The 25,484-nt window shown below is 32.7% G+C and carries 22 protein-coding genes and 2 pseudogenes; 11 read left to right on the top strand and 13 right to left on the bottom strand.

The features are described from left to right. Positions 1-2: 2 nt before the first annotated feature. The 4 genes and pseudogenes from alaS to AAGD26_RS02690 all read left to right on the top strand — a co-directional run. Positions 3-2,315: pseudogene (alaS, locus tag AAGD26_RS02700) on the top strand (alanine--tRNA ligase); the annotation flags it as partial. 45 nt (positions 2,316-2,360) lie between these two features. Continuing rightward, positions 2,361-2,768 (top strand): DHHA1 domain-containing protein, encoded by a 408-nt coding sequence (locus tag AAGD26_RS07285; RefSeq protein ID WP_410520634.1) that lies wholly within the window; start codon positions 2,361-2,363, stop codon positions 2,766-2,768. A gap of 180 nt (positions 2,769-2,948) precedes the next feature. Continuing rightward, entirely contained in the window at positions 2,949-3,413 is a 465-nt protein-coding gene (gene pal / locus AAGD26_RS02695) for a peptidoglycan-associated lipoprotein Pal (RefSeq protein WP_341752123.1), read from the top strand. A gap of 193 nt (positions 3,414-3,606) precedes the next feature. Further along, positions 3,607-3,759, top strand: a complete 153-nt coding sequence (locus AAGD26_RS02690) for a palindromic element RPE1 domain-containing protein (protein WP_341752122.1) — start codon at positions 3,607-3,609, stop codon at positions 3,757-3,759. Between the two features lie 9 nt (positions 3,760-3,768). Here AAGD26_RS02690 and AAGD26_RS02685 read toward each other — a convergent pair whose 3' ends face one another. The 9 genes from AAGD26_RS02685 to AAGD26_RS02645 all read right to left on the bottom strand — a co-directional run bounded on the left by AAGD26_RS02685 (position 3,769) and on the right by AAGD26_RS02645 (position 16,300). Then, positions 3,769-4,866, bottom strand: a complete 1,098-nt coding sequence (locus AAGD26_RS02685) for a glycoside hydrolase family 3 N-terminal domain-containing protein (protein ID WP_341752121.1) — start codon at positions 4,864-4,866, stop codon at positions 3,769-3,771. Between the two features lie 63 nt (positions 4,867-4,929). Next, positions 4,930-6,420 carry a replicative DNA helicase gene (locus AAGD26_RS02680; protein ID WP_341752120.1) on the bottom strand — a complete coding sequence of 497 codons (1,491 nt, stop codon included), beginning with the start codon at positions 6,418-6,420 and terminating at the stop codon, positions 4,930-4,932. 9 nt (positions 6,421-6,429) lie between these two features. Beyond that, positions 6,430-7,359 carry a thioredoxin-disulfide reductase gene (trxB, locus tag AAGD26_RS02675; RefSeq protein WP_341752119.1) on the bottom strand — a complete coding sequence of 310 codons (930 nt, stop codon included), beginning with the start codon at positions 7,357-7,359 and terminating at the stop codon, positions 6,430-6,432. 14 nt (positions 7,360-7,373) lie between these two features. Beyond that, positions 7,374-8,252 carry an alpha/beta hydrolase gene (locus AAGD26_RS02670; RefSeq protein ID WP_341752118.1) on the bottom strand — a complete coding sequence of 293 codons (879 nt, stop codon included), beginning with the start codon at positions 8,250-8,252 and terminating at the stop codon, positions 7,374-7,376. Between the two features lie 113 nt (positions 8,253-8,365). After that, positions 8,366-9,295, bottom strand: coding sequence for an AEC family transporter (locus tag AAGD26_RS02665; RefSeq protein ID WP_341747269.1), 930 nt, complete (start codon positions 9,293-9,295; stop codon positions 8,366-8,368). Between the two features lie 91 nt (positions 9,296-9,386). Further along, positions 9,387-10,247 carry a ribonuclease D gene (locus AAGD26_RS02660; protein ID WP_341752301.1) on the bottom strand — a complete coding sequence of 287 codons (861 nt, stop codon included), beginning with the start codon at positions 10,245-10,247 and terminating at the stop codon, positions 9,387-9,389. A gap of 989 nt (positions 10,248-11,236) precedes the next feature. Then, positions 11,237-12,574 (bottom strand): DNA repair protein RadA, encoded by a 1,338-nt coding sequence (gene radA, locus AAGD26_RS02655; protein WP_341752117.1) that lies wholly within the window; start codon positions 12,572-12,574, stop codon positions 11,237-11,239. 36 nt (positions 12,575-12,610) lie between these two features. Next, positions 12,611-15,991 carry a transcription-repair coupling factor gene (gene mfd / locus AAGD26_RS02650; protein ID WP_341752116.1) on the bottom strand — a complete coding sequence of 1,127 codons (3,381 nt, stop codon included), beginning with the start codon at positions 15,989-15,991 and terminating at the stop codon, positions 12,611-12,613. Between the two features lie 12 nt (positions 15,992-16,003). Then, a complete protein-coding gene (locus AAGD26_RS02645) occupies positions 16,004-16,300 on the bottom strand; it encodes a succinate dehydrogenase assembly factor 2 (RefSeq protein WP_341752115.1) in 297 nt (98 codons plus the stop codon). Positions 16,301-16,427: 127 nt separating this feature from the next. On the opposite strand from AAGD26_RS02645, the gene AAGD26_RS02640 reads away from it, so the two are divergent. Then, positions 16,428-16,823, top strand: a complete 396-nt coding sequence (locus AAGD26_RS02640) for a rhodanese-like domain-containing protein (protein ID WP_342271453.1) — start codon at positions 16,428-16,430, stop codon at positions 16,821-16,823. Next, entirely contained in the window at positions 16,808-18,217 is a 1,410-nt protein-coding gene (gene dnaA, locus AAGD26_RS02635) for a chromosomal replication initiator protein DnaA (RefSeq protein WP_375332270.1), read from the top strand. The genes AAGD26_RS02640 and dnaA overlap by 16 nt, the downstream gene beginning before the upstream one ends. A 131-nt stretch (positions 18,218-18,348) precedes the next feature. On the opposite strand, the gene AAGD26_RS02630 is transcribed toward dnaA, so the two are convergent. Both AAGD26_RS02630 and AAGD26_RS07280 read right to left on the bottom strand, forming a co-directional pair. Next, positions 18,349-18,522: a hypothetical protein gene (locus tag AAGD26_RS02630; protein WP_341752114.1), complete on the bottom strand. Its 174-nt coding sequence runs from the start codon at positions 18,520-18,522 to the stop codon at positions 18,349-18,351. A gap of 9 nt (positions 18,523-18,531) precedes the next feature. Then, positions 18,532-18,642: pseudogene (locus AAGD26_RS07280) on the bottom strand (IS110 family transposase); the annotation flags it as partial. Positions 18,643-19,219: 577 nt separating this feature from the next. Between AAGD26_RS07280 and miaA the strand changes: the two are divergent. The 5 genes from miaA to tnpB all read left to right on the top strand — a co-directional run bounded on the left by miaA (position 19,220) and on the right by tnpB (position 23,292). After that, positions 19,220-20,134 (top strand): tRNA (adenosine(37)-N6)-dimethylallyltransferase MiaA, encoded by a 915-nt coding sequence (miaA, locus tag AAGD26_RS02625; protein WP_341752113.1) that lies wholly within the window; start codon positions 19,220-19,222, stop codon positions 20,132-20,134. Positions 20,135-20,453: 319 nt separating this feature from the next. Next, positions 20,454-20,846 (top strand): hypothetical protein, encoded by a 393-nt coding sequence (locus AAGD26_RS02620; protein WP_341752112.1) that lies wholly within the window; start codon positions 20,454-20,456, stop codon positions 20,844-20,846. Positions 20,847-20,869: 23 nt separating this feature from the next. After that, on the top strand, positions 20,870-21,052 hold the full coding sequence (locus tag AAGD26_RS02615) for a hypothetical protein (protein WP_341752111.1): 183 nt from the start codon (positions 20,870-20,872) through the stop codon (positions 21,050-21,052). 12 nt (positions 21,053-21,064) lie between these two features. Next, the gene (locus AAGD26_RS02610) at positions 21,065-22,819 is read left to right on the top strand and encodes an N-6 DNA methylase (protein WP_341752110.1); all 1,755 of its coding nucleotides are present in this window, start codon (positions 21,065-21,067) and stop codon (positions 22,817-22,819) included. A gap of 119 nt (positions 22,820-22,938) precedes the next feature. Beyond that, positions 22,939-23,292, top strand: a complete 354-nt coding sequence (gene tnpB / locus AAGD26_RS02605; RefSeq protein WP_341752109.1) for an IS66 family insertion sequence element accessory protein TnpB — start codon at positions 22,939-22,941, stop codon at positions 23,290-23,292. On the opposite strand, the gene AAGD26_RS02600 is transcribed toward tnpB, so the two are convergent. Both AAGD26_RS02600 and AAGD26_RS02595 read right to left on the bottom strand, forming a co-directional pair. Then, on the bottom strand, positions 23,289-24,398 hold the full coding sequence (locus tag AAGD26_RS02600) for an IS66 family transposase (RefSeq protein WP_341752108.1): 1,110 nt from the start codon (positions 24,396-24,398) through the stop codon (positions 23,289-23,291). The genes tnpB and AAGD26_RS02600 overlap by 4 nt on opposite strands. 302 nt (positions 24,399-24,700) lie before the next feature. Next, entirely contained in the window at positions 24,701-24,934 is a 234-nt protein-coding gene (locus AAGD26_RS02595; protein ID WP_341752107.1) for a hypothetical protein, read from the bottom strand. Between the last annotated feature and the right edge of the window lie 550 nt (positions 24,935-25,484).

Raw genomic sequence — 25,484 nt, 5'->3', positions numbered from 1 at the left:
TAATGACTAAACTTACCACTGAAGAAATTAGAAGTAAATTTATAAGTTATTTTGTTGCCAATAATCATATACACGTTCCAGCTAGTTCCCTAATTCCTCATAATGATCCTAGTTTAATGTTTGTTAATTCCGGGATGGTACAATTTAAAAATGTTTTTACCGGTCAGGAAACTAGAAACTATCAAAGAGCCACTACTAGTCAGAAATCACTACGGGCTGGTGGTAAGCATAATGATCTTGAAAATGTTGGTTATACTGCACGACATCATACGTTCTTTGAAATGTTAGGTAATTTTTCTTTTGGTGATTATTTTAAAGAACAAGCAATATATTACGCGTGGAATCTCTTAACCAAGGAATTTGCTATCGCCAAAGAAAAATTATATGTAACTGTTTATCATACTGATGAAGAAGCAGCAAGCTATTGGAAAAAGATTGCTAATTTAAGTGATGACCGAATTATTAAAATAGCAACCAATGATAATTTTTGGTCAATGGGAGATACCGGACCTTGTGGACCATGTTCAGAAATTTTCTATGATCATGGAGAGAAGATACCAGGTGGCTTACCTGGTACAAAAGATCAAGATGGCGATCGCTATATTGAGATTTGGAATATGGTCTTTATGCAATTTGAACAATTGGATAGCAATACTAGGATTGCCTTACCTAAACAATCCGTTGATACCGGCATGGGACTAGAACGTATTAGTGCTGTATTGCAAAATGTATATGATAATTATGACATAGATTTATTTAAGGAAATAATTGCTTATACGGAAAGTATAGTAAAAGTTAAAGTAGAAGGGGAAGCAAAATTTTCTTACCGGGTTATTGCTGATCATTTACGAGCTTGTGCCTTTCTAATTAGTGATGGTGTCATGCCGTCAAATGAAGGCAGAGGATATGTACTTAGGCGTATTATGCGTCGAAGTATGAGGCATGCCCATATACTTGGTAGCAGTGAACCTTTAATGTACCGATTGCTAGCAAAATTAGTAGATCTTATGGGTGCAACTTATCCTGAACTAAAGAGGGCTGAGGCTTTTACCCGTAGTATCTTGGAACAGGAAGAATTAAGATTTAAAGCAACTCTTGAACGAGGTCTGAAACTGCTTGATGATGAAACACAGCATCTTAGTAAAAATTCAGAACTTTCAGGAGAGATAGCCTTTAAATTATATGATACATATGGTTTTCCTCTCGATTTAACTGAAGACATATTAAAAGGTAAACAGATATCAGTTGATCTTGATAGCTTTAATAATAAGATGCAAGAGCAAAAAGAAAGGGCAAGAAAAGCTTGGTTAGGTTCAAATGAGTCACAAATTGACCAAATATGGTTTGATATTAAAGGCGAATTTGGTAGTACTGAATTTTTGGGTTACTCTTTGGATAAGGCAGAAGGTAAGATATTAGCTCTAATTAAAGATAATAAGTTAGTCAACAGTATAGAAACTAGCGAAGAGCAATTTATTCTAATTAGTAATCAAACTCCTTTTTATGGAGAATCTGGTGGACAGATGGGAGATATAGGCTTTATCAAATCAACAGGCAGCAAAATTAGAGTAATAGATACTTTAAAATATCTTGGTTCAATAATTGCTCATATATGTGTTTTACAGGAAGGAGCTATCCAAACAGGAGATAGTGCTGATTTTGCTATTGATGTCAAGTACCGTAAAAATTTAAGAATTCATCATTCTGCAACTCATATATTACATACAGTATTACATGAAGTGCTGGGCAAACATGTAACACAAAAAGGATCGCTCGTAGCACATGATCGTCTGCGTTTTGATATTAGCCATATGACACCACTAACAAAACAAGAAGTTATATTGATAGAAGATAAGGTAAATCAAATTATCACTGATAATTTTAAGGTTACCACAACATTAATGTCAACAGATGAAGCTATTAAGGCAGGTGCTATGGCTTTATTTGGTGAAAAATACGATTCTGAAGTAAGAGTGGTGGCAATGGGCAACTCGCTTGAGTTATGTGGTGGCACGCATGTTAGTAGAACTGGTGATATTGGAATATTTAAAATTATTAGCGAAAGTAGCGTTGCAGCTGGCGTTCGAAGGATAGAAGCTGTTTGTGGTGAATTTGCCTTAAAATTAATTAGACAAAACGATACTATAATTGATGACTTGTCTTCAACCTTAAAAATAGGTAAGAATGAAATTACTGATAAAGTAAATAACCTGATTGCCAGTAAAAAACAATTAGAAGATAAGTTAGTAGCTACTCAGGTCTCTATGCTTGATTTGAATATTGAGCAAATTGCTAAAGAATCAGTCAGTATCTCCGATATATACTCAAATGATTTGGAGAATTGGAACGTAAAACAAGGGGTGAGCGAGCGGAGCGTACATGAAGTACGTGAGCACGCGAATGCCCCGAAGTTTTGCGGAGCCAATTCTTCAAATCATTTGAGTATACAATTTATCTATAAACTAGTACATAACTTGGATACTAAAGTATTACGCTTATCTGCCCAGCGAATAGTTGATAAGTCAGATAATCTAGTGATTGTATATATAGGTATGCCTGATTTGCAGGGTAAATTATCTATTACTATTGCGGTTAGTAAAGAAATTAGCAATAAGGTACATGCAGGTAACTTAGCTAAAGAAGTGTCTGTATTCCTTGGCGGTAGCGGCGGTGGTGGTCAGGCGAATATAGCCCAGGCTGGTGGCACGGATGTAAGTAAAGTAGGAAAGTTACAAGATATGATAAGGGAGTTGTTATCTAAGTTCTGAATTATTAAACGTCGGCTATATACGATATTTTTACCACATTTATCCAAGAGTTTAATGCTAAAACTATTTTAGGCTTTTAAGTAACAGTATGATAATATATAATACACAGGTAGGATGTTTAACAATTTTTTCTGTTAAGCAAATATAATCAATAGCTTTATTTAAATTAAGGAGTTTGTTATGCTAATACAAAAAACTGCAATAGCTTTTTTAGCACTATTTGTGCTTTCTGGGTGTGGTGCTAAAAAGAAACCGACAGAAGCGGAGGTGACTCCTAGTGTCGAGGAAAGTTCTTTAGCTGCTGATTTCGAAAGAAATGTTGGTGATAGGATATTTTTTGCTTTCAATAAATCAGATATTTCAAGTAAATCAAAAGAACAGCTAAATAAACAAGCCGTTTGGTTAAAAAAACATTGTTGTACTAAAGCTACTATTGAAGGACATTGTGATGAAAGAGGCACAAGAGAGTATAACTTAGCACTTGGTGAAAGAAGAGCAGAAGCTGTACGAAAATACTTGATTGGTCTAGGAATTGATAATAACAGACTTGATACTATCTCTTACGGTAAAGAAAAACCAGCTGTTATGGGTTGTGACGAAGCAGCTTGGGTACAGAACCGTAGAGCTGTAACTGTTATAAAATAAAGTATCCTACTATTTGCTCTTTTCAAGAGTTGTAAAAACAACTCTTGAAAGTTAAAAAATCGTCATTGCGAAGCACCGTTAGGTGCTGTGGCAATCTTCATGAAGTAAGGTCTCCTTCACAAGATTGCCACGTCGCCGCTTTGCGGCTTCTCGCAATGACATTTATGCATTAGACCTCTTTCGAAACTCGCTTGTGCGCAAGGGATTTGAAGGAGACGCTTCACCTCGAACCGCAGCGTACTATAACTCCGTTACGGATTCGAGTACCGCATCATTGTCAAAATCACCAGCAAAAGTAGAGTTTCGAAAGAAGTCTATTTTAAAAAACAAACTTTTCTATCATTAGTTGGGACTTTTAAACTGCCCTGCAAACAGCAGTCATTTCTTGTATATCACCACTACAATGTAATACTAAGTCACAACCAGCTACAATAGTTTGTCTAGCAACTTCAACTATACTTGTAACAAATTCTGCCTTCAGTTTTGGGAATTCTTCTACTAAATATTTTTTTAGTCCGGTTTGGTCGGATTTGTCTTTAATAATTCCGTATTCAATAAATTTTTCTAAATCTTGATTACTTATCGTAGTCGTAGAATCCTGCTTTTCAAAAATCGTCAGAGGTTTTTTAACTATTGAGTATTTAGCTCCAATTTCACCATGCAGAGCAAGCATACAAATATCATCTGAAACTAACATACCTTTAAAACCAATGTCATTTCTAATGAACTTTATAGCAGTGGGCGATAAAGTTACTGGTAGATTGGTATCTAAAGCCTCAAATACAATGTGAGATGTCATAGCCCATCCTGCCTTAGCATTTTTAGATAGTTGTCTAAACACTTCAAAATCTGTATTATTTAATTCAGCAAGCGAACTGGTAACACGCGGCAACTTATAATGACTATCACACGTAGCTCGACCATGCCCTGGTATATGCTTAATAATGGCAATGCCTCCCTGCTCTTCTATCGCCTCTATTGTTTTTGCACATAAGCCAACTACTTTTACTACAGAATCTCCAAAGCTACGATCTCCAATAGCATTATCAGTATAAGGGTAACGCAAATCAGCAACTGGACAACATGGCGAGTCTATTCTATATTCTTTTAAACTCTTCATCAGGCTTGAATAATTTGCAAAAACTTTTAAATATGCATTCTCTGCACCTTCTTGATCATATATTCTACCGAAATCACCAGCAGGGGGATATTCTATATCTATGATAGGTGGCTTCAACCTTGCAACCCTGCCTCCCTCCTGATCGACAAAAATCAATATATTATAGTCATATAAGTCTCTTAAATCTTGTACTAACTTTAGTAACTGTTCTCGATCCACAATATTTCTTTTAAAGAGAATAAAGCCATATATTGAATTTTTTGATAATAATTCCTTTTCTTGCACAGTCAAACTAGTACCAGCAATACCAAATATTAAAGGTTTCTTGAACATATTATTATCCCTATAATGCGAATTCGGGATAAGAATTAACTAATTCTTATCCCGAATGGGGGTCTATAGTGTTTTCTGTAAATTACCAAATTTTGAATACTGACCATCATAGTGAAGTTTTACGCTACCAACACGACCATTACGATGTTTTGCTATTATAATATCGGCAATATTATATACTTGATTTAAATTACTCAACCATTCTGCGTGTTTTTCTGCATATTTTGCATCACTCGAAGAAGGCTCTTTACGAGTTAGATAATATTCTTCTCGATAAATAAACATCACTATATCCGCATCTTGTTCAATAGACCCAGATTCTCGTAAGTCAGATAACATTGGTCTCTTATCTTCTCTAAGTTCTACAGCTCTAGATAATTGTGATAAAGCAATTACTGGAATATTTAATTCTTTTGCTATAGCTTTTAATCCTTGAGTAATTTCCGAAATTTCATTTACTCTATTATCAGATTTATTTATCCCTCTAATTAACTGCAGATAATCTACAAATAATATACCAAGGTTATGTTTACGCTTCATTTTTCTTGCCCTAGTGCGAATAGCCGCAATGGATAAAGCTGGCGTATCATCAATAAAAAATGGTAGGTCAAGAGCTATAATTTCTCTACGTAATCGATTATAATTTTCTTCTGTCACATGACCAGACCGTAAGGCTGAAGAGTCAATGTTAGTATGCATGGAAAGAATACGAGTAGCAAGCTGCTCAGATGACATTTCAAGAGAGAAAAAACCTACTGACTTATCTTTTTCTTGTTCCTTATTTTTTAACTTCATAGAATTACAAGCATTTATCGCAAGATTTATGGCAAAAGCTGTTTTCCCCATTGATGGACGTGCAGCAATGACAACTAAATCTGAGTTATGAAAACCTGATAATTCCCTATCTAAATCAATTAATCCTGTAGAAATACCTATTACATGATTAGAATTCTTCATAGCTCTGTCAATATTGGCAAGGGACTCCGAGAGAGACACAGCAATTTTAACAAAACTCTTGTCATTAATTCCTTCACTAGCAAGATTATAAAGCTTACCCTCTGCATGCTCTATTTGTTGACTTGCATCATATTCTAAAGAGGAGTCATAAGCATTATTAACTACCTCCTCCCCTATCTGAATTAAATTACGCCTTACTGCCAAATCATAGATTATTTTTCCATAATCAAGGGGATTAATTACCATCATTGACAGAGTAGCTAGCTTATTTAGATAGTCACTGCCACCTAATTGCTGAAATAATTCGTCTCGTTCTAACATGCTTCTAAGCGTTACCGGAGTAGCAATTAGGCCTTTTTCGGTAATAACTTCAATAGCATTATAAATCTTTTGATGTATCGGCTCAAAAAAATGATCTGGTCTTAGGAATTCTGAGACAGTATTTAAGTAATCATGGTTGACTAAAATTGCTCCTATTAACATTTGCTCGGCCTGAACATTTGCTGGCAAAGTTCGAGCAACAGGCAAAACTATACTTGTCTCACTTGATCCACTTGACTTATCTATTTTATCACTCTCTTTTTTACTACGAGACATAATTTTAATTTAATGATTTAAAAACTTTTCTACTTCTAAAGCTGCCATACATCCTGTACCAGCAGCGGTAACTGCTTGTCTAAAAATTTTATCTTGTACATCTCCAGCAGCGAAAACACCTTTAATACTGGTTTCCGTTGAATTTGGTTTAGTAATAATATAATTATCACTATCTATATCTAGTTGTCCTTTGAACAAACCAGTATTCGGCATATGACCAATTGCTACGAATATACCAGTACAATTAATTGAACTAAGCTCACCTGTTTGAGTGTTTTCAAGCTTGGCTGAATTAACCGATTTAGGATTATCAGTACCCATGACCTCAATCAGTCTATGATTCCAAATGACCGATATTTTGGGATTTCTAAATAATCTCTCTTGTAAAATCTTCTCGGCTCTAAAACTATCCCGACGATGAACAATAGTCACCTGACGTGCATGATTAGTTAAATATAATGCCTCTTCAACAGCACTATTCCCACCACCAATAACTAATACATCCTGATTCTTGAAAAAAAAACCATCACAAGTAGCACAAGCTGAGACACCATATCCTTTGAATTGTGCTTCGGAAGGAATATTCAGCCACCTTGCTTCTGCACCGGTACATATTATAACGCTGTCCGCCCTAATTATACCAGACGAGGTGGTTACCACTAAGGGTTTTTTTGAAAAATCAACCTTTTCTACATAATCATAGATAATTTCTGCACCAACATTTTTTGCCTGTTGCGTCATTTGTTCCATTAACCATGGACCTTGAATAGGCTCTGCAAAACCTGGATAATTTTCAACATCTGTAGTAATAGTTAGCTGCCCACCTGGCTGCATACCATGCAATAATATTGGTTTTAGTGCTGCCCTAGCTGTATAGATTGCTGCACTCAGTCCAGCAGGACCTGACCCTATAATAAGTACTTTAGTAGAACGATTCATAACAACCTAAATTTTTATATTTTCAAAGCATTTACCCAAGATTTTATATAACTAATCTGATCATCGGTCATTAATGAAGGTACATGACCAGCATAATCAACAACGAACAAATCAAAATCTTTGGTTTCTTTCATCTTCTCAATAGTAGATTGTTGCAAAATTTCTGATTTAGCCCCGTGGATAACCAACAATTTACAAACAATCTTATTCCATATAGTCCATATATCAACATTTTTTGGCTTATTTGCATTAGCATTCATACCTTGTACTATGGCAGGATCATAATTCATTTTATATTTTCCATCTTGGATTTTTATAAAACTATATTTGGTAAGATGATCCCAATCTTCCTCACTACTAATACCGAATTGGCTATATATTAGCTTTAAATGTTGCTTGGCACTAACTAAATCAACAAATGAGGGAGTTTGACCTGCATATTGACCAATTTTAACTAGAGGAGATGCTGGAATAAAAGGTCCTACATCATTTATAATCATTGCTTTGATAAGTTCCTTATATTTACTAGCTAGTACATAACCAATTATTCCACCCATGGAAGTACCAAGCCAAATACAGTTGTTAATACCTAATTTTTTAAAAAAAAGCACCGTATCTTTTACATATACTTGATAATTATAATGCTTTTTCGTTTTAAAAACATCACTATCCCCACGTCCTGGATAATCTATAGCAATTACTCGAAAATTATCACTTAATACCATAGCGATTTTATCAAAATCATGAGCATTCCTAGTTAAACCATGGGTACAAATTATTACATTTTCATTATTAGGGTCACCAAACTCAAGATAAGCTATTTTATGAGCTGGAATATATTGTGAGCCTAACCAATTAATATAAGGTCCAACTTGGATAAATTTTTGTATCATTTTTTTATATCATTAGTGCTATAGCTAACCTGACTAGCATTACACCAAATTCACAGACGCTATTAGCGACGAAGCAATCTATAATTTTGCGTTAATCAGGTTAGCTATAATAATTAATTCAAATCACTTAAAAATATAGTTACCATAACTGGTATATATACTACACCAAAAAGCAGGGAAAGAAATACTGTGGTAGCAACTTTTTCTGGATAGAATTTTTGTAAACTGGCTATGACAATTACGTTTGCTGCCATAGGAGCGGTTGAAAGAAGCCTTAAAGCATTGTAATAATTCTCATCATACCATCCTAAAACAAACTTATCCAAAAGAATAAATATGTTAACCCCTAGTGGATAGAATAAAAATTTTGCCATGAAAGTAGCTAAAGTAAACTTTATGTCTATTTCAAACTTTTGCAAAGCTGAAAGAGCTAAACCAACCATAACCATACCAAGTATAGAAAATGCCCCCCGCATGTTATATATAAAATCATCTAGGAAATCAGGTAAAGTAAAACCAGCAAAACTAAATAAACAACCAAGTAAAAACCCGTTTAAAATTGGTAACTTTACAACCTTCAAGATACTTTCACTACTATTAGCAAAGCTCCTAGCACAAATATAAAAGCCTACTGATGATTCGAAAATATTTATTCCTATAACTGCCATCATGTAGATGCTTAAAACATAATCATCAAAGAGAGTAGCGGCTATTGGCAGCATAAAATAACCACCATTAGCGGTACCTGCAGATAATGCTATAATGTTTCGTGTATGATCAAGCCAATATCGCCCAAAAAAATAGTAGGAAAATATTGATAACGAAGTGGCAATGAAAAAAACAACTACAGTAACGCTTAATGCTGATAAAGTCAAAGTAGTACTGGCGGGAATAGCAAAAAAAACAATAGGAGATATAAAATAGAATAACAAAGAAGCTATACTATCTCTCTCAACTTTAGAATATCTTCCTGCTAAAAAACCAATTACTACACTCAGTAATACAGAAATGGTTTTAAAAAAAACTATAGTAAAAATTGCCATGCTCTAAAAGCCAAAAGATATCAGATGCTGTTTTACTTAACCTTTTAGAAAATAGCAAATTTATTCCACAATTAACATAAATAAAGTACCTTTATTCACCTAATTCTTGTATAGCAAGACACAGATCTGCTAATTGAGTTCTATATTTTTGTTTACTAAGATAGCGACTATTTAATTTAAGATTTTCAAAATCTTTATTACTGGTAGGTAAATATTGACAAATCTGTACTAATTCCTCATCAGAAATAAAATGTCTCCTTGGTAAATCTATTGTACTGGCTTGTTCCTCCCGATAAGCTGCCATAATTTTCATTTTATGAATAAAAGACTCTGAATGATTATTGAATCTAACTTTTTGCCAAGCTTTTTGTACATTAATAATATAATTTTCAATATTAAGCAAAGATTTTATTTGCTTGTCATATTCGTTTTGTAAGTTATTATCTTGAATTATTTGTTGCAATACCTTGTAAATCGGCTCTAAATATTCAACATCTTTAATAGCATAATTTAACATATTAGCATTAATTGGACGCTTTAACCAATCAGACCGTTGGTAAGTTTTATCAATGTGAACTAAGCAAATTTTGCTACATATATCCGAATAACTCAAATATTTACCAAAATCACAAATACCAGCTGCAATTTGTATGTCAAAAACATTTTTTGGCAGTTTCTTAAATAAACGATAAAATATCTCAAAATCCTCTCTAGGGGCGTGAACTATTTTAAGAATTTTATCGTTCAGAAATATTTCGTTAATAGGAGAAAGATCCAAATTGCTTAAAGTGTCAATTATCACTTTATAACTACTGGCCATAATTTGAATTATGCTAAGCTGAGCAAAATAGGTATTTTTACGCAAGAACTCAGTATCAACACTTATAGTCTTACAATCCAATAACTGTCGACAGAATTCATTTAATGCTTTCTGATTATCAATAATAAGTATTTTTGAAGTATTAGTAATTAAATTGCTCCTATTATAATAAACTTGGTATTTTTCTATACGCGAATTTGGGATAAGAATTTGTCAATTCTTATATACTCTTCTGTTTTGAAGAATTGTTTTTTGAAAATATCATGGATTCACATGTGTAACTATACTATATGTATGCTACGCCTTCTCACCATCCATTTTCAAATCCAATTCGTAGGATCATTTGAGTATCCTAAATTCGGTGAAATTATATATTGCTTTGTCGACCTACGGTCTCCTCGCTAATAGACGTTTTATAGACGTATATGTCTATTAGCGAGCGAACGTATGTGAGCGTGGCAATCCATTTTGCTAAAAACATGATTTTAATCTTTTAAAATCATGTTTTTAGCTTTAGAAAGGTTTAAAATGTATTCGCGTTAACCGCTTTAAGAATGCATTTTTCCTTATATTAAAGCCAATTTTGGATAAGAATTAACTAATTCTTATCCAAAATGGGGGTTCTATGCTTTTTTGTGGTTAAAAGTAGCGTAACACTTTTACGCTACTTTGTCAAAGATGGAATCCTTAATTTATAAAACTCATCTTAAAATAAGTGTTTCATAAGTGCTACAATTCAAAAAACAATTAAGACATTTCAAGAAACAGATAATCGGAACTATTAAACCGATGTCTCCCATCGAACTAAGGTAAAATAGTCAAATAAGATTCTAATAATACTATTAACGCGAATACGGGATAACAAGTTATCCCAAATTCGGCTGTATATATAGAAACAATCAGGTTTGAAGCGGCTGCCCACCTGATTGTTAAAATATCATTTGCGTTCAATAGATGATTTTAATTATTAAAATCATCTATTGAACGGTAAAAAAGTTAAAATGTACTCACAGAACCGCTTCAAGAGTACATTTTTCTTTATATCATAGCTAATTCAGGATAAGAATTATAATTCTTATCCTGAATTAGGGTTATTAGAATTTCATAAGTGTGAATTTTAACTATATCAACTCTTTCAATTCTTTTATATTACTAATTGGGCAAATTAGGTTATTACTTAACTTTTCAAGTTTGGAGCAAATTAATTTATTGAATCCTAATTTCGTTGCTTCTTTTATTCTCATTTCTGCTGCATTGACTTTTCTTATTTCACCAGATAAACCAATTTCTCCAAAAAAAACACTATGTTCTAGCACAGCTTTATTATTTGCTGCAGAAATTAAAGCAGCTGCAACAGCTAAGTCTGAAGATGGTTCTGAAATTTTAAGCCCACCAGCAACAGTTAAATATACTTCCTTAGAAGTTAAGTTAAGACCAAACCGTACATTAAGTACAGCTATTATCATTGATAATCTATTTAAATCCCATCCTACAACCGAACGTCTTGGCATTGGCATATTGGAAGGGGCAATTAATGCCTGAATCTCAATTAATAACGGTCTAGATCCTTCAATTCCAGCAAATACTGTTGTTCCGCTAACATTTTTATCCCTTTTCATCAGAAATAGCTCGGAAGGACTAGAGACTTCCATAAGACCACTAGTAGTCATCTCAAAAACACCGATTTCTCCTATTCCACCAAATCTATTTTTAATAGAACGCAAAATACGAAAATGACTATTAGGATCACCTTCAAAATATAGCACGGTATCAACAAGATGTTCGAGTAACTTAGGACCAGCTAATTGTCCATCTTTTGTCACATGACAGCTAAGTAAAATAATAATATTATTTTGCTTAGCATAGCTAACCAACTCATTAGCACAGGCCCGAATCTGCGAAATAGTGCCAGGTGGTGATGATAGTGTGCGAGTTACCATTGTCTGAATTGAATCGATAACTACCAAATCAATATTGTTCTTATCAGCATCAATAGTTGAGATAATATCTTCGATATTAGTGGCAGCTAAGATAGATGCTGTTTTATTGCTAAGTCCTAATCTTAAAGCTCTGAGTTTTATTTGGTCAATGGATTCCTCACCAGTTATATATAAGCAATTCATTCTAATTTTATCACAAAAAGAACTTGCCACTAAGTGTAATAATAAAGTTGATTTACCAATTCCAGGATCACCACCAATTAAAATTGCCGAAGAGGAAACCAACCCGCCACCCAACACTCTATTTAATTCATTTATAGGAGTAGGAGTACGTAATGATTCCACAACAACACCATCAAGCTTTTGTATTTGTTGTTTATTGCCTAACCTAACTTGTACTTGACTAATTACCTCTTCCTCAATCGCTCCCCATAAGCCACAATCAAAACATTGTCCCGCCCATTTTGATGTACTATTACCACAATTTGTACATATATATTGCTTTTTAATTTTACTCACTGTCCTAATTTTAATTCCTTTTCGCCCTATATGATATTATGCAACCAATAATTGCTCCAACAGACTATTCGCTTCCTCTATAATATCTTTTCCTACCAATGTTTTGGTAAATACTAACTTAGTATCCGGTTTTATTTTGGTTTGCTGAGGATACTTTATAACAAAATTTCTAATCTTATCAGCTATATCTGATTCTTTATAAAATTTCAAAACAAATCCTCGATCACCAGAGTCTAAATTTTCAATATTAAGCTTACTGCATTTATGCTTTATTTTTACTATATTAAGTAGATTATTAAATTCTGATGGGATAGGACCGAAACGATCAACCATTTCGTCCTTAAAATTTTCAATATCTACATCATCAATTAAATTTCCAACTCTTCTGTACAAACTTAGTTTAAGAGCAGAATCTGCAATATAATTGTCAGAAATGAAAACAGGTAATCCCAAATTAATTATTGGCACAAAAGCTTTTGGCTGCTCAATAACTTCATCCTTAAGAATTGCTATTTGTTCATCTAACATCTCCTGATAAAGCTCCACTCCTACTTCTTTAATCTGTCCAGACTGCTCTTCTCCTACCAAGTTACCAAAACCACGTAAATCCATATCATGGCTGGCAATGGTAAAACCAGAACCAAGAGTACAGCTACTCTGCATTATTTCTAGACGTTTTATTGAATGTGCGGTCATTTTCTTATAATTAGCTAAGGTTAAATAGGCATAACCTCTGACTTTACTTCGTCCTATCCTACCTCTGAGCTGATATAACTGACTCAAACCAAGCATATCAGATTTATGAATAATCATTGTATTAGCTTCGGCAATATCTATACCTGACTCAATTATTGTGGTAGAAACGAGTATGTCAAACTTACCATCACAAAATTCACTCATAATCTCATCTACTTTGGCAGCTGGCATTTGGCCATGAGCAACTTTGTACTTTAGTTCAGGTACAACCTCCTGTAAGTATTTCTCTATATCCGGAATGTCCTTAATTCTAGGCACTACATAGAAACTTCTACCACCACGGAAACGTTCTCTAAGTAAAGCATCTCTAATAATCACCGGATCAAACGGCATAACTGTTGTCCGAACTTCTAGCCTATCAATCGGTGGTGTGGCAATGATACTAAGGTCTTTCAGCCCTACCATAGACATCTGCATTGTACGAGGAATTGGTGTTGCCGAAAGAGATAGAACATGCATTGTAGTTCTTAGTTTCTTTAAATGTTCCTTTTGAGCAACACCAAAATGTTGTTCTTCATCAATTATTAATAATCTGAGGTTACTAAATTCTATATTCTTACTCAGCAAGGCATGTGTACCAATTATTATATTAGCTGTACCCTCTTTGATTTGTTCTTTAACAATTTTAGCCTCACTATTGGTAACTAGGCTAGATAATTGTACTATATTCAGCCCTAAATCCTTAAATCTTTTACGAAATCTTAAATAATGCTGCTTACCTAGAATAGTAGTTGGTACGACAATGGCTACTTGAGGGGAGACGTCACAGTTTGATTTAGCTACCATAAAAGTTGCCCTTATTGCCACTTCAGTTTTTCCAAAACCAACATCACCACAAATTAATCTATCCATTAAAATACCTGAGTCAAAATCTTTTCTAATATCATTTATGGCATTTAATTGATCTTCAGTTTCGGTATATTTAAATCTCTGACAGAATTTGTCATATTCTTCATGATCAAACTCTATTGGATTAGTTACAGTTAATTTCCTCTTAGCGGCTATTGCTAATAATTGCTCGGCAATTTCTGTAATACGATTCTTGAGCTTAGCCTTACTTCTTTGCCAGCTACTGCTACCTAACTTGGCTAGCTGTGCTTCACTGCTACCATATTTCTTAATTAGCTCTATATTCTCAACAGGAATATATAATTTATCATTATTCTCATATAAAATTTTTAGGAAATCATGAGCTTTGCCTTTAACATCTAGTGTCTCAACATTAAGAAATTGACCAATACCATGATCCTTATGAACAACTAACTCTCCTTCACCTAAATTATCTAATTCCATTAGAATATTTTTAAGCTTACGTTTAGCACCTTGCTGGCGAACGTTTACCGCACTTTTTCCTAAAATATCGTGAGCTGCAATAAACAAATATTTATCACTATAAAATCCTTGACTAAGTTGGACATATGCAAGATTTATCACACCAATTTTTGCCTGTTGTAGATTGTCTATCTCTATATATTCTCGTGAGTAGCTATTTATCAAGCTCTTCAGTCTTTCCAAATTACTTTTAGACTGACAAAAAATAATTGGTATTTTAGTATTATTGTTCTCTATAATCTCAAATAGCTTATCAAAAACTGTCTTATCCTCAATAAAACTAGTTGCAATAATTTTTTCTAATGAATATGCATAAGATGAATCTTCAGGACTAATTAAAATATTCTTATCCTGTTCTAGTAAAGTTTGTATTTCTTGACTGGTAAAGTAAATCTGCTCAGGAGGCAATGCAGGATAGAATGTGTTTAATTTTATTTTGTTAGACTCAATCCGCGACCTGTAAAGATCTGTATAATTATTCTCCTGCTCAATAATTGATTGTAACGACAAATTATCATAAATAATAATAGGGTCATCTAAATAATTAATTAAGCTACTGAAAGAATTATAGAATAAAGGAGATAAATGTTCATATCCTTGAAATTTTTTTCCTTCAATTACTGATTCATATAAAGGGCTATTCACGTAATTAACACCAAAAGCTTTTAGATAATTATCTCTAAAATTCTTTATTGTTTCTAGATTTAATATTACCTCACTGGCAGAATTAATTATTAACTCTGTACAGCTATTAGTAGAAATTTGACTATCAATATCAAATTCTCGTATTGACTCTATGTGATCCCAGCTAAAATTAATACGATAGCCCTTATACCCTGGCAAAATTATATCTACTATCTCTCCTCTTACTGAAAATTCACCACTATCAATGCTACTACTACTCCTTGTAAAACCATTATGTACTAGGAATTCGGCGAGCTTGCCCGCTGAAAAATTCATTTTATTATGTAATTTCAGAAAAGACTTAACTAAGAATTCCGAAGGTGGTAATTTGCTCAGTAAATTCACCGCATTAGTAACTACCAATTTTTTTTCATTATTAGTTGCTAAATAACTTAGTGCATTAGCTCTTTCTGATAAAATGTTAGACTGGGGCGAAATGCGATCATATGGTATAGTATCAAAACTAGGAAAATATAATATATTACTAGTCTTAATGCTTTGTGCAAAAAATAATAATTGTTTATGGCTATTAATTGCATCATCTTCACTGGCAAAAATAAGTAAAATATTCTTAGTTGGTTTATTTGAGAAATACTCATTAGCAAAAAAACTTTTTGCACTGAGTGGTAGAGGTTGTTGTATCATTGTTTATTAAGCTTATAGGCGGTTAATATCAAAATTAAGTATTTGTAACATCACTTTTGAATTTAAGTGAACAGGAGGAGTCGTTTTATTGGTAATCCAATCATAAATATCTATATCATTTTGATTAAGTATTAAAGCAAAATCTGTTAAACTATCTATATCCATATTAGCAAGAAATTGTTCAGCAAATTTACCTAATATTAACCCGGTTTCTTTGCAACCCCGATTTTTGCTTTGGTATAGTAATTTTTTAGCTAGGAATGATTTTTTTAAATAGTCCATATTGATAATCTTATAAAAAAATATCATAATATGATTCAGATAGTTTGACAATTACCAAATATAAAATATAAAATGTAAACTGTATATTAAGTAGTATATACTCAATTAGTCTAAATCTTGTTCTTATTCAATAAATTTTAATATATTCAAAAAAATGCAGATGCCTATAAGTATCAAAAATATATCTTCCTTAGAAGCTTATAAGTTGCTAGAAATGGATGAGTGTACCATTGTTGTTGATATTAGAACTACTGAAGAATGGCAGAAAATAGGTATTCCAAAGCTTGATAAAGATCAAGTACTGTTTCTGAGCTGGCGTTTATTACCTGATATGTCATTAAATTGTGAATTTAACAATCAGTTCATGTCGAAAGTCAGTAATAAAAATAATGTATTATTCCTTTGTCGTTCAGGTGCCCGATCTCATGAAGCGGCCTTGTGTGCTGGTGGTTTAGGTTATACAAAATGCTACAACATCGTTGATGGTTTTGAAGGAGGAGGTAATGGAGCTGGTTGGAAACAAAATAATTTACCATGGCAAGTTCTGTGAATACTAACCAAAATCAATTGACTGTAGAAAAGGAAGTAGCTCATTATAGAGATATTTGGCAGCATGTGTGTTCTGATCTTAATAAACATTACGGTGAGTCTTTGTATAAAAGTTGGTTCAGTAAGATTAACTTTCTAGAAGCTTCTACTACTACTGTTATACTTTCTACACCAACAAATTTTATCCGAGATTGGATAAAATCAAAATATGCACGTGATATATTGCAATCTTGGCAGTCTTATGACAAAGATATTAAATCAATTGAGATAGTTACTAAAGAATTACTAGAACAAAATCCAAATATACCTGAATATTTAGCAAAAATTCCATCAATAAAAGAAGGAATGGATATCAATTCCGAAGGCATTTTTTCAGCATTAGACTTACGATTTACTTTTGAAAATTTTGTAGTTGGTGGACCAAATGAGTTAGCATATGCAGCCTCTAGAGCAGTTGCTGAATCAGAAAGTGCCGTAGCTGAATCTAACCCCTTATTTTTGTATGGGGGTGTTGGTCTTGGTAAGACACACTTAATGCATGCTATTGCTTGGTATATAAGACATAATAACCCGACTCGCAAAGTAATTTACATGTCGGCAGAAAAGTTTATGTATCAATTCATCAAAGCACTTCGTAATAAAGATGTTATGTCATTTAAAGAAGAATTTCGTTCAGTTGACGTGCTAATGATCGATGATATTCAATTTATATCTGGTAAAGATAGTACACAAGAAGAGTTTTTTCATACTTTCAATGCTTTGATTGATAATAATCGTCAAATGGTTATATCATGTGACCGTTCACCGTCAGATTTAGATAATATTGAAGAGCGGATTAAGTCTAGGCTTGGTTGGGGCTTGGTTGCAGATGTTCACAGCACTACTTATGAACTAAGATTGGGGATATTAGAATCTAAGCTTGAACAGATGAATATTCACATACCTAAAAATGTTGTAGAATTCTTAGCATCAAAAATAACGTCAAATGTCAGAGAATTAGAGGGGGCTCTTAATAAAGTTATTGCTCATTCAACTTTAGTTGGTAGGGAGATAACTTTAGAAAATACCCAAAATATTTTACGTGACTTACTACGTTCCAATGAAAGAATTATAACGATTGAAGATATTCAAAGAAAAGTAGCTGATCGTTATAATATTAAATTTTCTGATATGTCTTCTCCTAGACGTATTCGCTCAATAGCTAGACCAAGGCAAGTAGCTATGTATTTAAGTAAAACATTAACCCCAAAAAGCCTTACTGATATCGGCAAGAAATTTGGTAAGAAAGATCATACTACAATAATGCATGCTATCAAAAAAGTAGAAGAATTATGTGAAATTGATACAGAATTTCGTGAGGAACTTAGTCTGTTAATGAAAATACTGCAAAACTAGATTACTATGAACTTAAAGAAAAGCACGTTTCCCATAATAGAAGTCTTATCCAGAATTGGCTTTAATATTTCGAGGTATTATGCTATTATAACCTCAGCATCCGTAATGGAAGTCAATAAGAAAATAATAACTTACCATAAATTTTCATTGCAAGAAGAATTATTTTTGACAATAGAGTGCATAAAAGCTAGTAATTTACGCATAACAGCAACAAGAGCAACTTTTGCTGGTTTATGTTTAGCAATTAAGTGGTCATAAAAATTACGTAAACGCTTATTACATCGTAAGGCAGCTACTGCAGCCATATAAAGAACTCTTCGAAGATTACCTCTACCGGCAAAGATGCTTCTTCTACCTTTATAACTACCGCTTTCTCTAGCAAAAGGAGCAAAACCTACTAAAGATGTTAACTGCCTAAAAGTAATATTGCCAAGCTCTAGTTCTTCACATATTACTTTTAGAACCTGAATGGCGAAATCTTAATAAGTGGTAAACAATTAAAAAAACTTCTCGTCAACTTCTATCTTTGATAGTGTCTCGTATACAATTTTATAACAAATGCTAGAGAAATAGAATATTTTTTTGAATATTAATATATATACTCGGTGAACTTCAAGAATTGGTGTTCCTGCGACCAAAGATCGAAGCTGCTCCGTTACTCATGTACACCTAACAGCTCGACTTTGCTACTGCCTAGCTCTTCGTTTACCAACTCTTCATTTACAAGCAGTATATATAACATGTGTTTATCAGACATCTGAGTTAGAGAACAAAAAATATACAAAAAGGGCAAAAAAACTATACGGCAAACTTTGCTGTTTTGGTATAATGTATGAATAAAAAATATTATGTTTTACGAATATTGGTTGAATATGTAAGAGTTTCGTCTGAAAATGAAAGATAGAATACAGATTTGCAATATAATGCTTTGATAAAAGCTTGAGTTAATCAACGTAATATATATAGATCAAGCTAACTTACGCAAAAAAAATTATTGACTCGATGTTAGTTATATGTGGACCTACCGCTAGTGGCAAGTCTTATTTGGCACATTATTTAGCTAAAATATATAATGGTGAGATAGTTAATTGTGATTCTATGCAGATATATAGGCAGATTCCCATTATTACTGCCTCGCCATCACAAATATACCGTAATGAGATTCCTTATCATCTTTATAATTTTTTATCTATAGAACAAGAATTTTCAGTAATACAATATGTAAATCATGCTCTTGAGAAAATTACAGACATTCGTAGTAGAGGCAAGTTACCAATAATTGTTGGTGGTACTGGGTTATATATTAATTCATTACTTTTTGGTTATAATGAAATACCAACAATATCTCCTGAAATTAGACAATATGTTAGAGAGCTACACTCTAAAATTGGTTCGACCCAGTTTTTTTATAAACTAAAAGAGCTAGATAACCTGGCTGTTCAGAAGTTAAATGAACACGACACTCAAAGGGTTATAAGAGCCTATGAAGTATTTATGGAAACCGGGCAATCTATATTTGCTTTCCAAAGCTTACAAAATAAATCTATTCTTCCAGCATTTGATTTTAAGGTAATTTTTCTACATCCAAAGAGGGAATTTCTTTATCAAACATGTAATACTAGGTTAGAAAAATTATTTAATGAAGGAGCAATTGAAGAAGTAGCTCAAATTAAAAAAGATTTTCCTGATATATATTCTTCTGCAATAAAAACCATTGGTCTACGGGAAATATTATGCTATTTAAATAATGAAATTACTTTGCAAAATGCCATAAATCTAGCACAAATTAAGACTAGGCAATATGCAAAAAGGCAAATTACTTGGTTCAAAAACCAAATAAAGGACAAGGTAACTCTAGAATATTCTAATAATCAGCAATTTGAAGAGTTGATTATTGATTTGTCGATGATTTTATAAAAAATTTATCAAATAATTTGCATATATCTATTAGTGTAGTTGATTTTTGTGATATATTGTCATGCGGGAAGGATGAGTTTTATAGTTAATCCGTTATATGTTCTAGATCAGGAATCTATTCGAGTTAGCTATAACGAATCTATAGGGTATTGTGATTCAATAACTTCTTTCGAAACTCTATTTCTGCTGGTGATTTGTACATGATACCGACACTCTACTCCTTACGTACATTCAAGTACGCTACGGTTCAAGGTGAAGTGTCTCCTTCAAACCCTTGCACATAAGTGAGTTTCGAAAGAAGTCTAATTTATTGGCTTTTATGTTAAATGAACGTATAACTGAAAATATTGTTAGGAATCTATTACGAGAGAAAGGTTATTATAATGATGATAACCTTATAATAGAAGAACAATCATCAATAAATCCCAAAATAGATAAATTACTAAAAAATTCTTCAAAAAGTGGTAATGGTGCAGGACGTCCTGAATTTATTATATCTTTTAAAAATAATCCGGATAATTTAATTGTCATAGAATGCAAGGCAAGCATATCACAACATGAAAGTAAAAATAGAAACCTATATAAAGATTATGCTGTAGATGGTGTTTTATTATATGCTTGTTATTTAAAAGATGCTTTTAATATAATCGCTATTGCAGTTAGTGGACAAAATGAAATAGAGAAAAAAAAATCACAACTTTTTTGTGGCTAAAACAACATTATACCTATAAAGGTATGCCCGACAAGATTCTTCTAAAATCCATAGAAATTGGAAATATTATCAAACAGCAATCTAAGCCATTTGCAGAAGAAGAGCTTATTAAGAAAGCAATAGAATATAATTCATTTTTGCATAATTATTCTATACCAGAAGTCGAAAGATGTACGTTAATAAGTGCAATTTTAATTGCATTGTAACATGCTCCCTTTTTGAATAGCTACAAATATTACACATCCAACAAAGAGCTAACTGAAGCCCTATTATCTGCTTGTGAAAGTGTTTTGAAGCAAAATGATTTAGATTCTGAGAAAAGACAAATTATAATTTTAGAATACTCGAAATTTAGAAACAATAATGATTTTAGTTCTGATATAATTTACAATAAAAAGACAAAGAAAGATGAGAAAAACACTCTTTTGAGGGATTTTATTTTATCTATCAATCAAGATATTTTACCCCATATTGATGAAAGTCAATTTGATATTTTAGGAAAATTTTATACCCAATTTATAAGATATGCTGGAAGTGACAAAAAAACTGGTCTTGTATTAACCCCCTGCCATATTACAGATTTCTTTTGTGATATCGCAGAATTAAGCACTGATGATATTGTTTTTGATCCTTGTTGTGGAACAGCTGGTTTTTTAGTAGCTGCAATGAATTACATGCTTAAAAAAGCAGGAAATAATACAGATAAACATAAAAAGATGAAATCAAGCCAATTAATTGGCATCGAGAAAAGAGCTGATATGTTTTCTCATGCTTGCTCTAACATGATGATGAGAGGAGATGGTAAAAGTCATATTTTGTATGGCAGTTGCTTTGATGAGAAGAACAAAGAAATAATAAAAGAGCAAAAGCCAACAAAGGGCTTTTTAAATCCACCTTACCAAGATGGAAATGCTGATGAACAATTAGAGTTCATAGAGAATACTTTAGAATGTTTGACTAAAGGTGGCATTTGTATTGCTATTTGTCAAATGTCCACGGTTGTTTCTGACGCTAGTAAAGTAATTGAAGTTAAAAAAAGATTGCTAGAGAAGCCTAGTTTAGAGGCAGTTTTTTCTATGCCAAACGATTTATTCCATCCAATCAATGTCAATAGCTGTATATTAATTCTTAAGGCACACTATACACATCTTAAAAATAAAAAAACATTCTTTGGCTATTTTAAAAATGATGGATTCGTAAAACAAAAAAATAGCGGTAGAATTGACAAGAATGATTGCTGGAAGAATATAAAAGATTTTTGGTTAGAAAAATACATTAATAAAGAGAGCGTTGCTGGTATAAGTATAATAAATAATGTTACCTCAGAACAAGAATGGTGTGCCGAAGCATATATGGAAACAGATTACACCAGACTAACAGAAAATGATTTTATTAAAACTATTAAAGATTATGTTGGATTTTTATTTCTGAATAACTATATACAACTTGCAACAAATAGTGTATTCTCTAATCAAGATATTAGTTTAGAAACTATAAATTGGCAATATTTCTACATTTCAGATATATTTGAAATTTTAGAAAAAGCTAAATGCAGTAATGCTTCAGTATTGTTAACTAGTGGAGAGGATGTTTTTTACATAGGAGCTAAAAAGACCAATAACGGTGTTATGGAAAAAGTTGTAACAGTTGATAATCTAATCTCCAAAGGCAATAGTATAGTATTTATAGGCGATGGACAGGGTTCGATTGGATACACAAATTACCAACCATTTGATTTTATTGGTTCTACAACATTAACCTTAGGTTATCATCAGAAATTAAATAAGTATAATGCCATGTTTTTAGTAACTGTGCTTGATTTGGAAAGATACAGATATTCCTTTGGTAGAAAATATGGAAAAAATATTGTTAGTAGTGCAAGGATTAAATTACCAACAACACGACAGGGAACACTAGATTGGGAATTTATGGAAAACTATGTAAAATCACTACCCTATAGTGGTTCTCTATAAAGTACCGATCCTGTAGCTACTCCCAAACAAAATCACTATACTTGTCACATTATTAAACCAAATGGTACCAAGCTTATTATCCAAACACTAGAGCCAAAAACTATAATTCAGACATTTTTATGCTGCAACTAACCCCGGCGTCAGTTATTTTTGTTGCCACTATTGCCATCGATTTTCGCAAGGGTATCGATGGCTTAATCGCTGTTTGTAGACAAAAACTTTCTTCCGACCCTCTTAATGGTTCCTTGTTTTTATTCTATAATAAAAACAGAACTGCCATTAAAATTTTGTCCTTTGACGGTCAAGGCTTTTGGCTATGCTCTAAACGCCTATCCAAAGGTAAATTTACCGCAAAACTTTTCCCATCTGATAATTCATCTTATCAAATTTGTTATAGAACCTTACACATTCTTATTCATAATGGCGATCCTAGTTCTGCCAAATTCTCTAATGATTGGCTTCCTGTCGTTTAAGCTGCTGTCTCGATTAATTCCGTATTATTCATATATCTTGCATAGGCAAAAGGCGTATAATCCTCAGGATGCTTCTTTGCTTTGTTACTATTCTCTTGTAGCCAATTTAAATATTTAAAGGCATTGATCTCGTTCTCACTACAAGTCTTTACTATACTATACAGACCACTATGTATCTCAGCACTATTGATTGTTTTAAAGAATAATGAATTCTTCCTTTGTAAAATAATGGTACGCAGTGATCTCTCAGCCCAATTATTATCAAGATTGCTAACTGGGATTTTTAAAAATTGGGTCAAACCTTCTTTATTATTTATCCAATATTTCATAGCTTGTCCAAGCCTACTATTAGGCTCAACTTTCTTGTCGTTAAATAATTCGTCTATTTTGTTATATATGTTTTCTATATATTTACTGCTATGTTCCTGATGATACCCAAGTTTCTCTTCAGGACTCATCTCTTTACATTGATGTTCATTGTGGTAAATCCCACGTGTTTGTTTGAGAAAATATCCGCATTCTTCAGGGTAATATAGTTCATTCTCTGTAAATTTTCTCTGACCATGTGACAAACAATTGATCATCACTATTATTGCCAGTAATTCTTTATCTGCTTCTGATAATACCGGGTTATTATTGTTACTTGCGTCAGTCATTAATTGGATAGAATCTGTTCTATTCTTACGATTCTTTAGTACGTTACCTATATTTTCTCCACCATGCCTATTACCGGTAAAATATAAAACTATCACCTCATTATTTGCAGTCTTAGCACATATTGTAGTAGTATAACAGCTGCGTCCTTTCTTATTTTGAGTACGTAATTTTTTATTGGCTATAGTAATTTCTAAAATCCTAGCTCTAGTATCATCAAGGTTCAGTGAACTACATTCAGCAGCCATTTCCAATAATACCCCGTAAATTTCAGCTCCACCACCTTCTTGCCAAACATCTAAATATTGTTGCCAGAGCGAGCTATGTGCCACAGGAACACCACTTAAACTTTGCAGCCTAGATAAACGGTAGAAAGGAGTACCATAGGTCTTTTGTAACACTATTGCACTTCTGCTACTATTTGTCCATTTGTTGATATTTTTATTGTTCATAACTATATAATCACAAGCATTACAACGTAGCGTTTTCTTTACATATCTGTTGACTGTAATTGGAGCATTACCTGTAAATTGTAGCAACCTTCTAGCTTCACTATTATATAGTTTGCCATTACAACAGTGAGGACAGCTATCACCACTACAAAAATTCTCAGGAGTTAAATAGCTGGTATCCGCATCCTTATAATCATCAAACCCATATTTACCTTGCCAATTACTACGATCTATCTTTTTGGGCTTATCGCACTCTCCTTCATTACCACCATTTCCGTTATCAGATTCACCTGGCGGTTCTTTTAATGAATCTGAACTATCTTTTTTTTGTGATCTGCCTTAAAACCAATCAGCATTTCCTTAAGCTTATTTATACTGATATTTGATGATGCTAGCTTGTCTATTAGCTCGTTACAAAACTTCACAAGTTCTACTATCGTTTGCTGTTCATCTCCCGTTAATGAACTTTCCTTGACATGCTGTATTAGTTCTTCTCGTTCTTCAGCACTTAAGGTCGCTACTTTTGGTTTTTTCATTTGATTAATTATCATTATTATTAATATTTCAAATATTATAATATGACTGCTACTTTTTCAACTAGTTTTTTATTAATCGGTGATATTTGCATAGTAGAAATCCAAATTTATACAATAAATTCATACTAGCAAAGAAATTAGATAGTGTTACGCAGTTTTGCTGCAAGTATATTATTGAATGGAGTGTCATATTTTAACAATCAGGTGTAAAATTGCTTCAAACCTGATTGTTTCTATATATAACACTGAATTCGATGTAACTTGTTACATCGAGTTCAGGTTTATATACGTTGCGTGTGCTTGTCCCTCATTTTCAAATCCAATTCTCCAAATCATTTGCATGTACTAACCGGGTTTACCAAAACCTTATAAATTCTTGAGCTAGGGTCTGTGAACAAAATTTAAATTTTTCTATATTTTGAGTATAATATATAGTATAGTTTTTCTAAAAATTCACTAATTTTTGCTATTTATATACGTATTATTAAAATATATTCTTAGCTATTAGTTACTAGAAGTGTACTTTTTTAATAAAGTCAGACAGATTCCT

Origin of the sequence: Candidatus Tisiphia endosymbiont of Piscicola geometra (assembly GCF_964026415.1) — a bacterium.
Lineage (GTDB): Bacteria > Pseudomonadota > Alphaproteobacteria > Rickettsiales > Rickettsiaceae > Tisiphia.
This window is presented reverse-complemented; position numbering and strand designations above follow the sequence as displayed.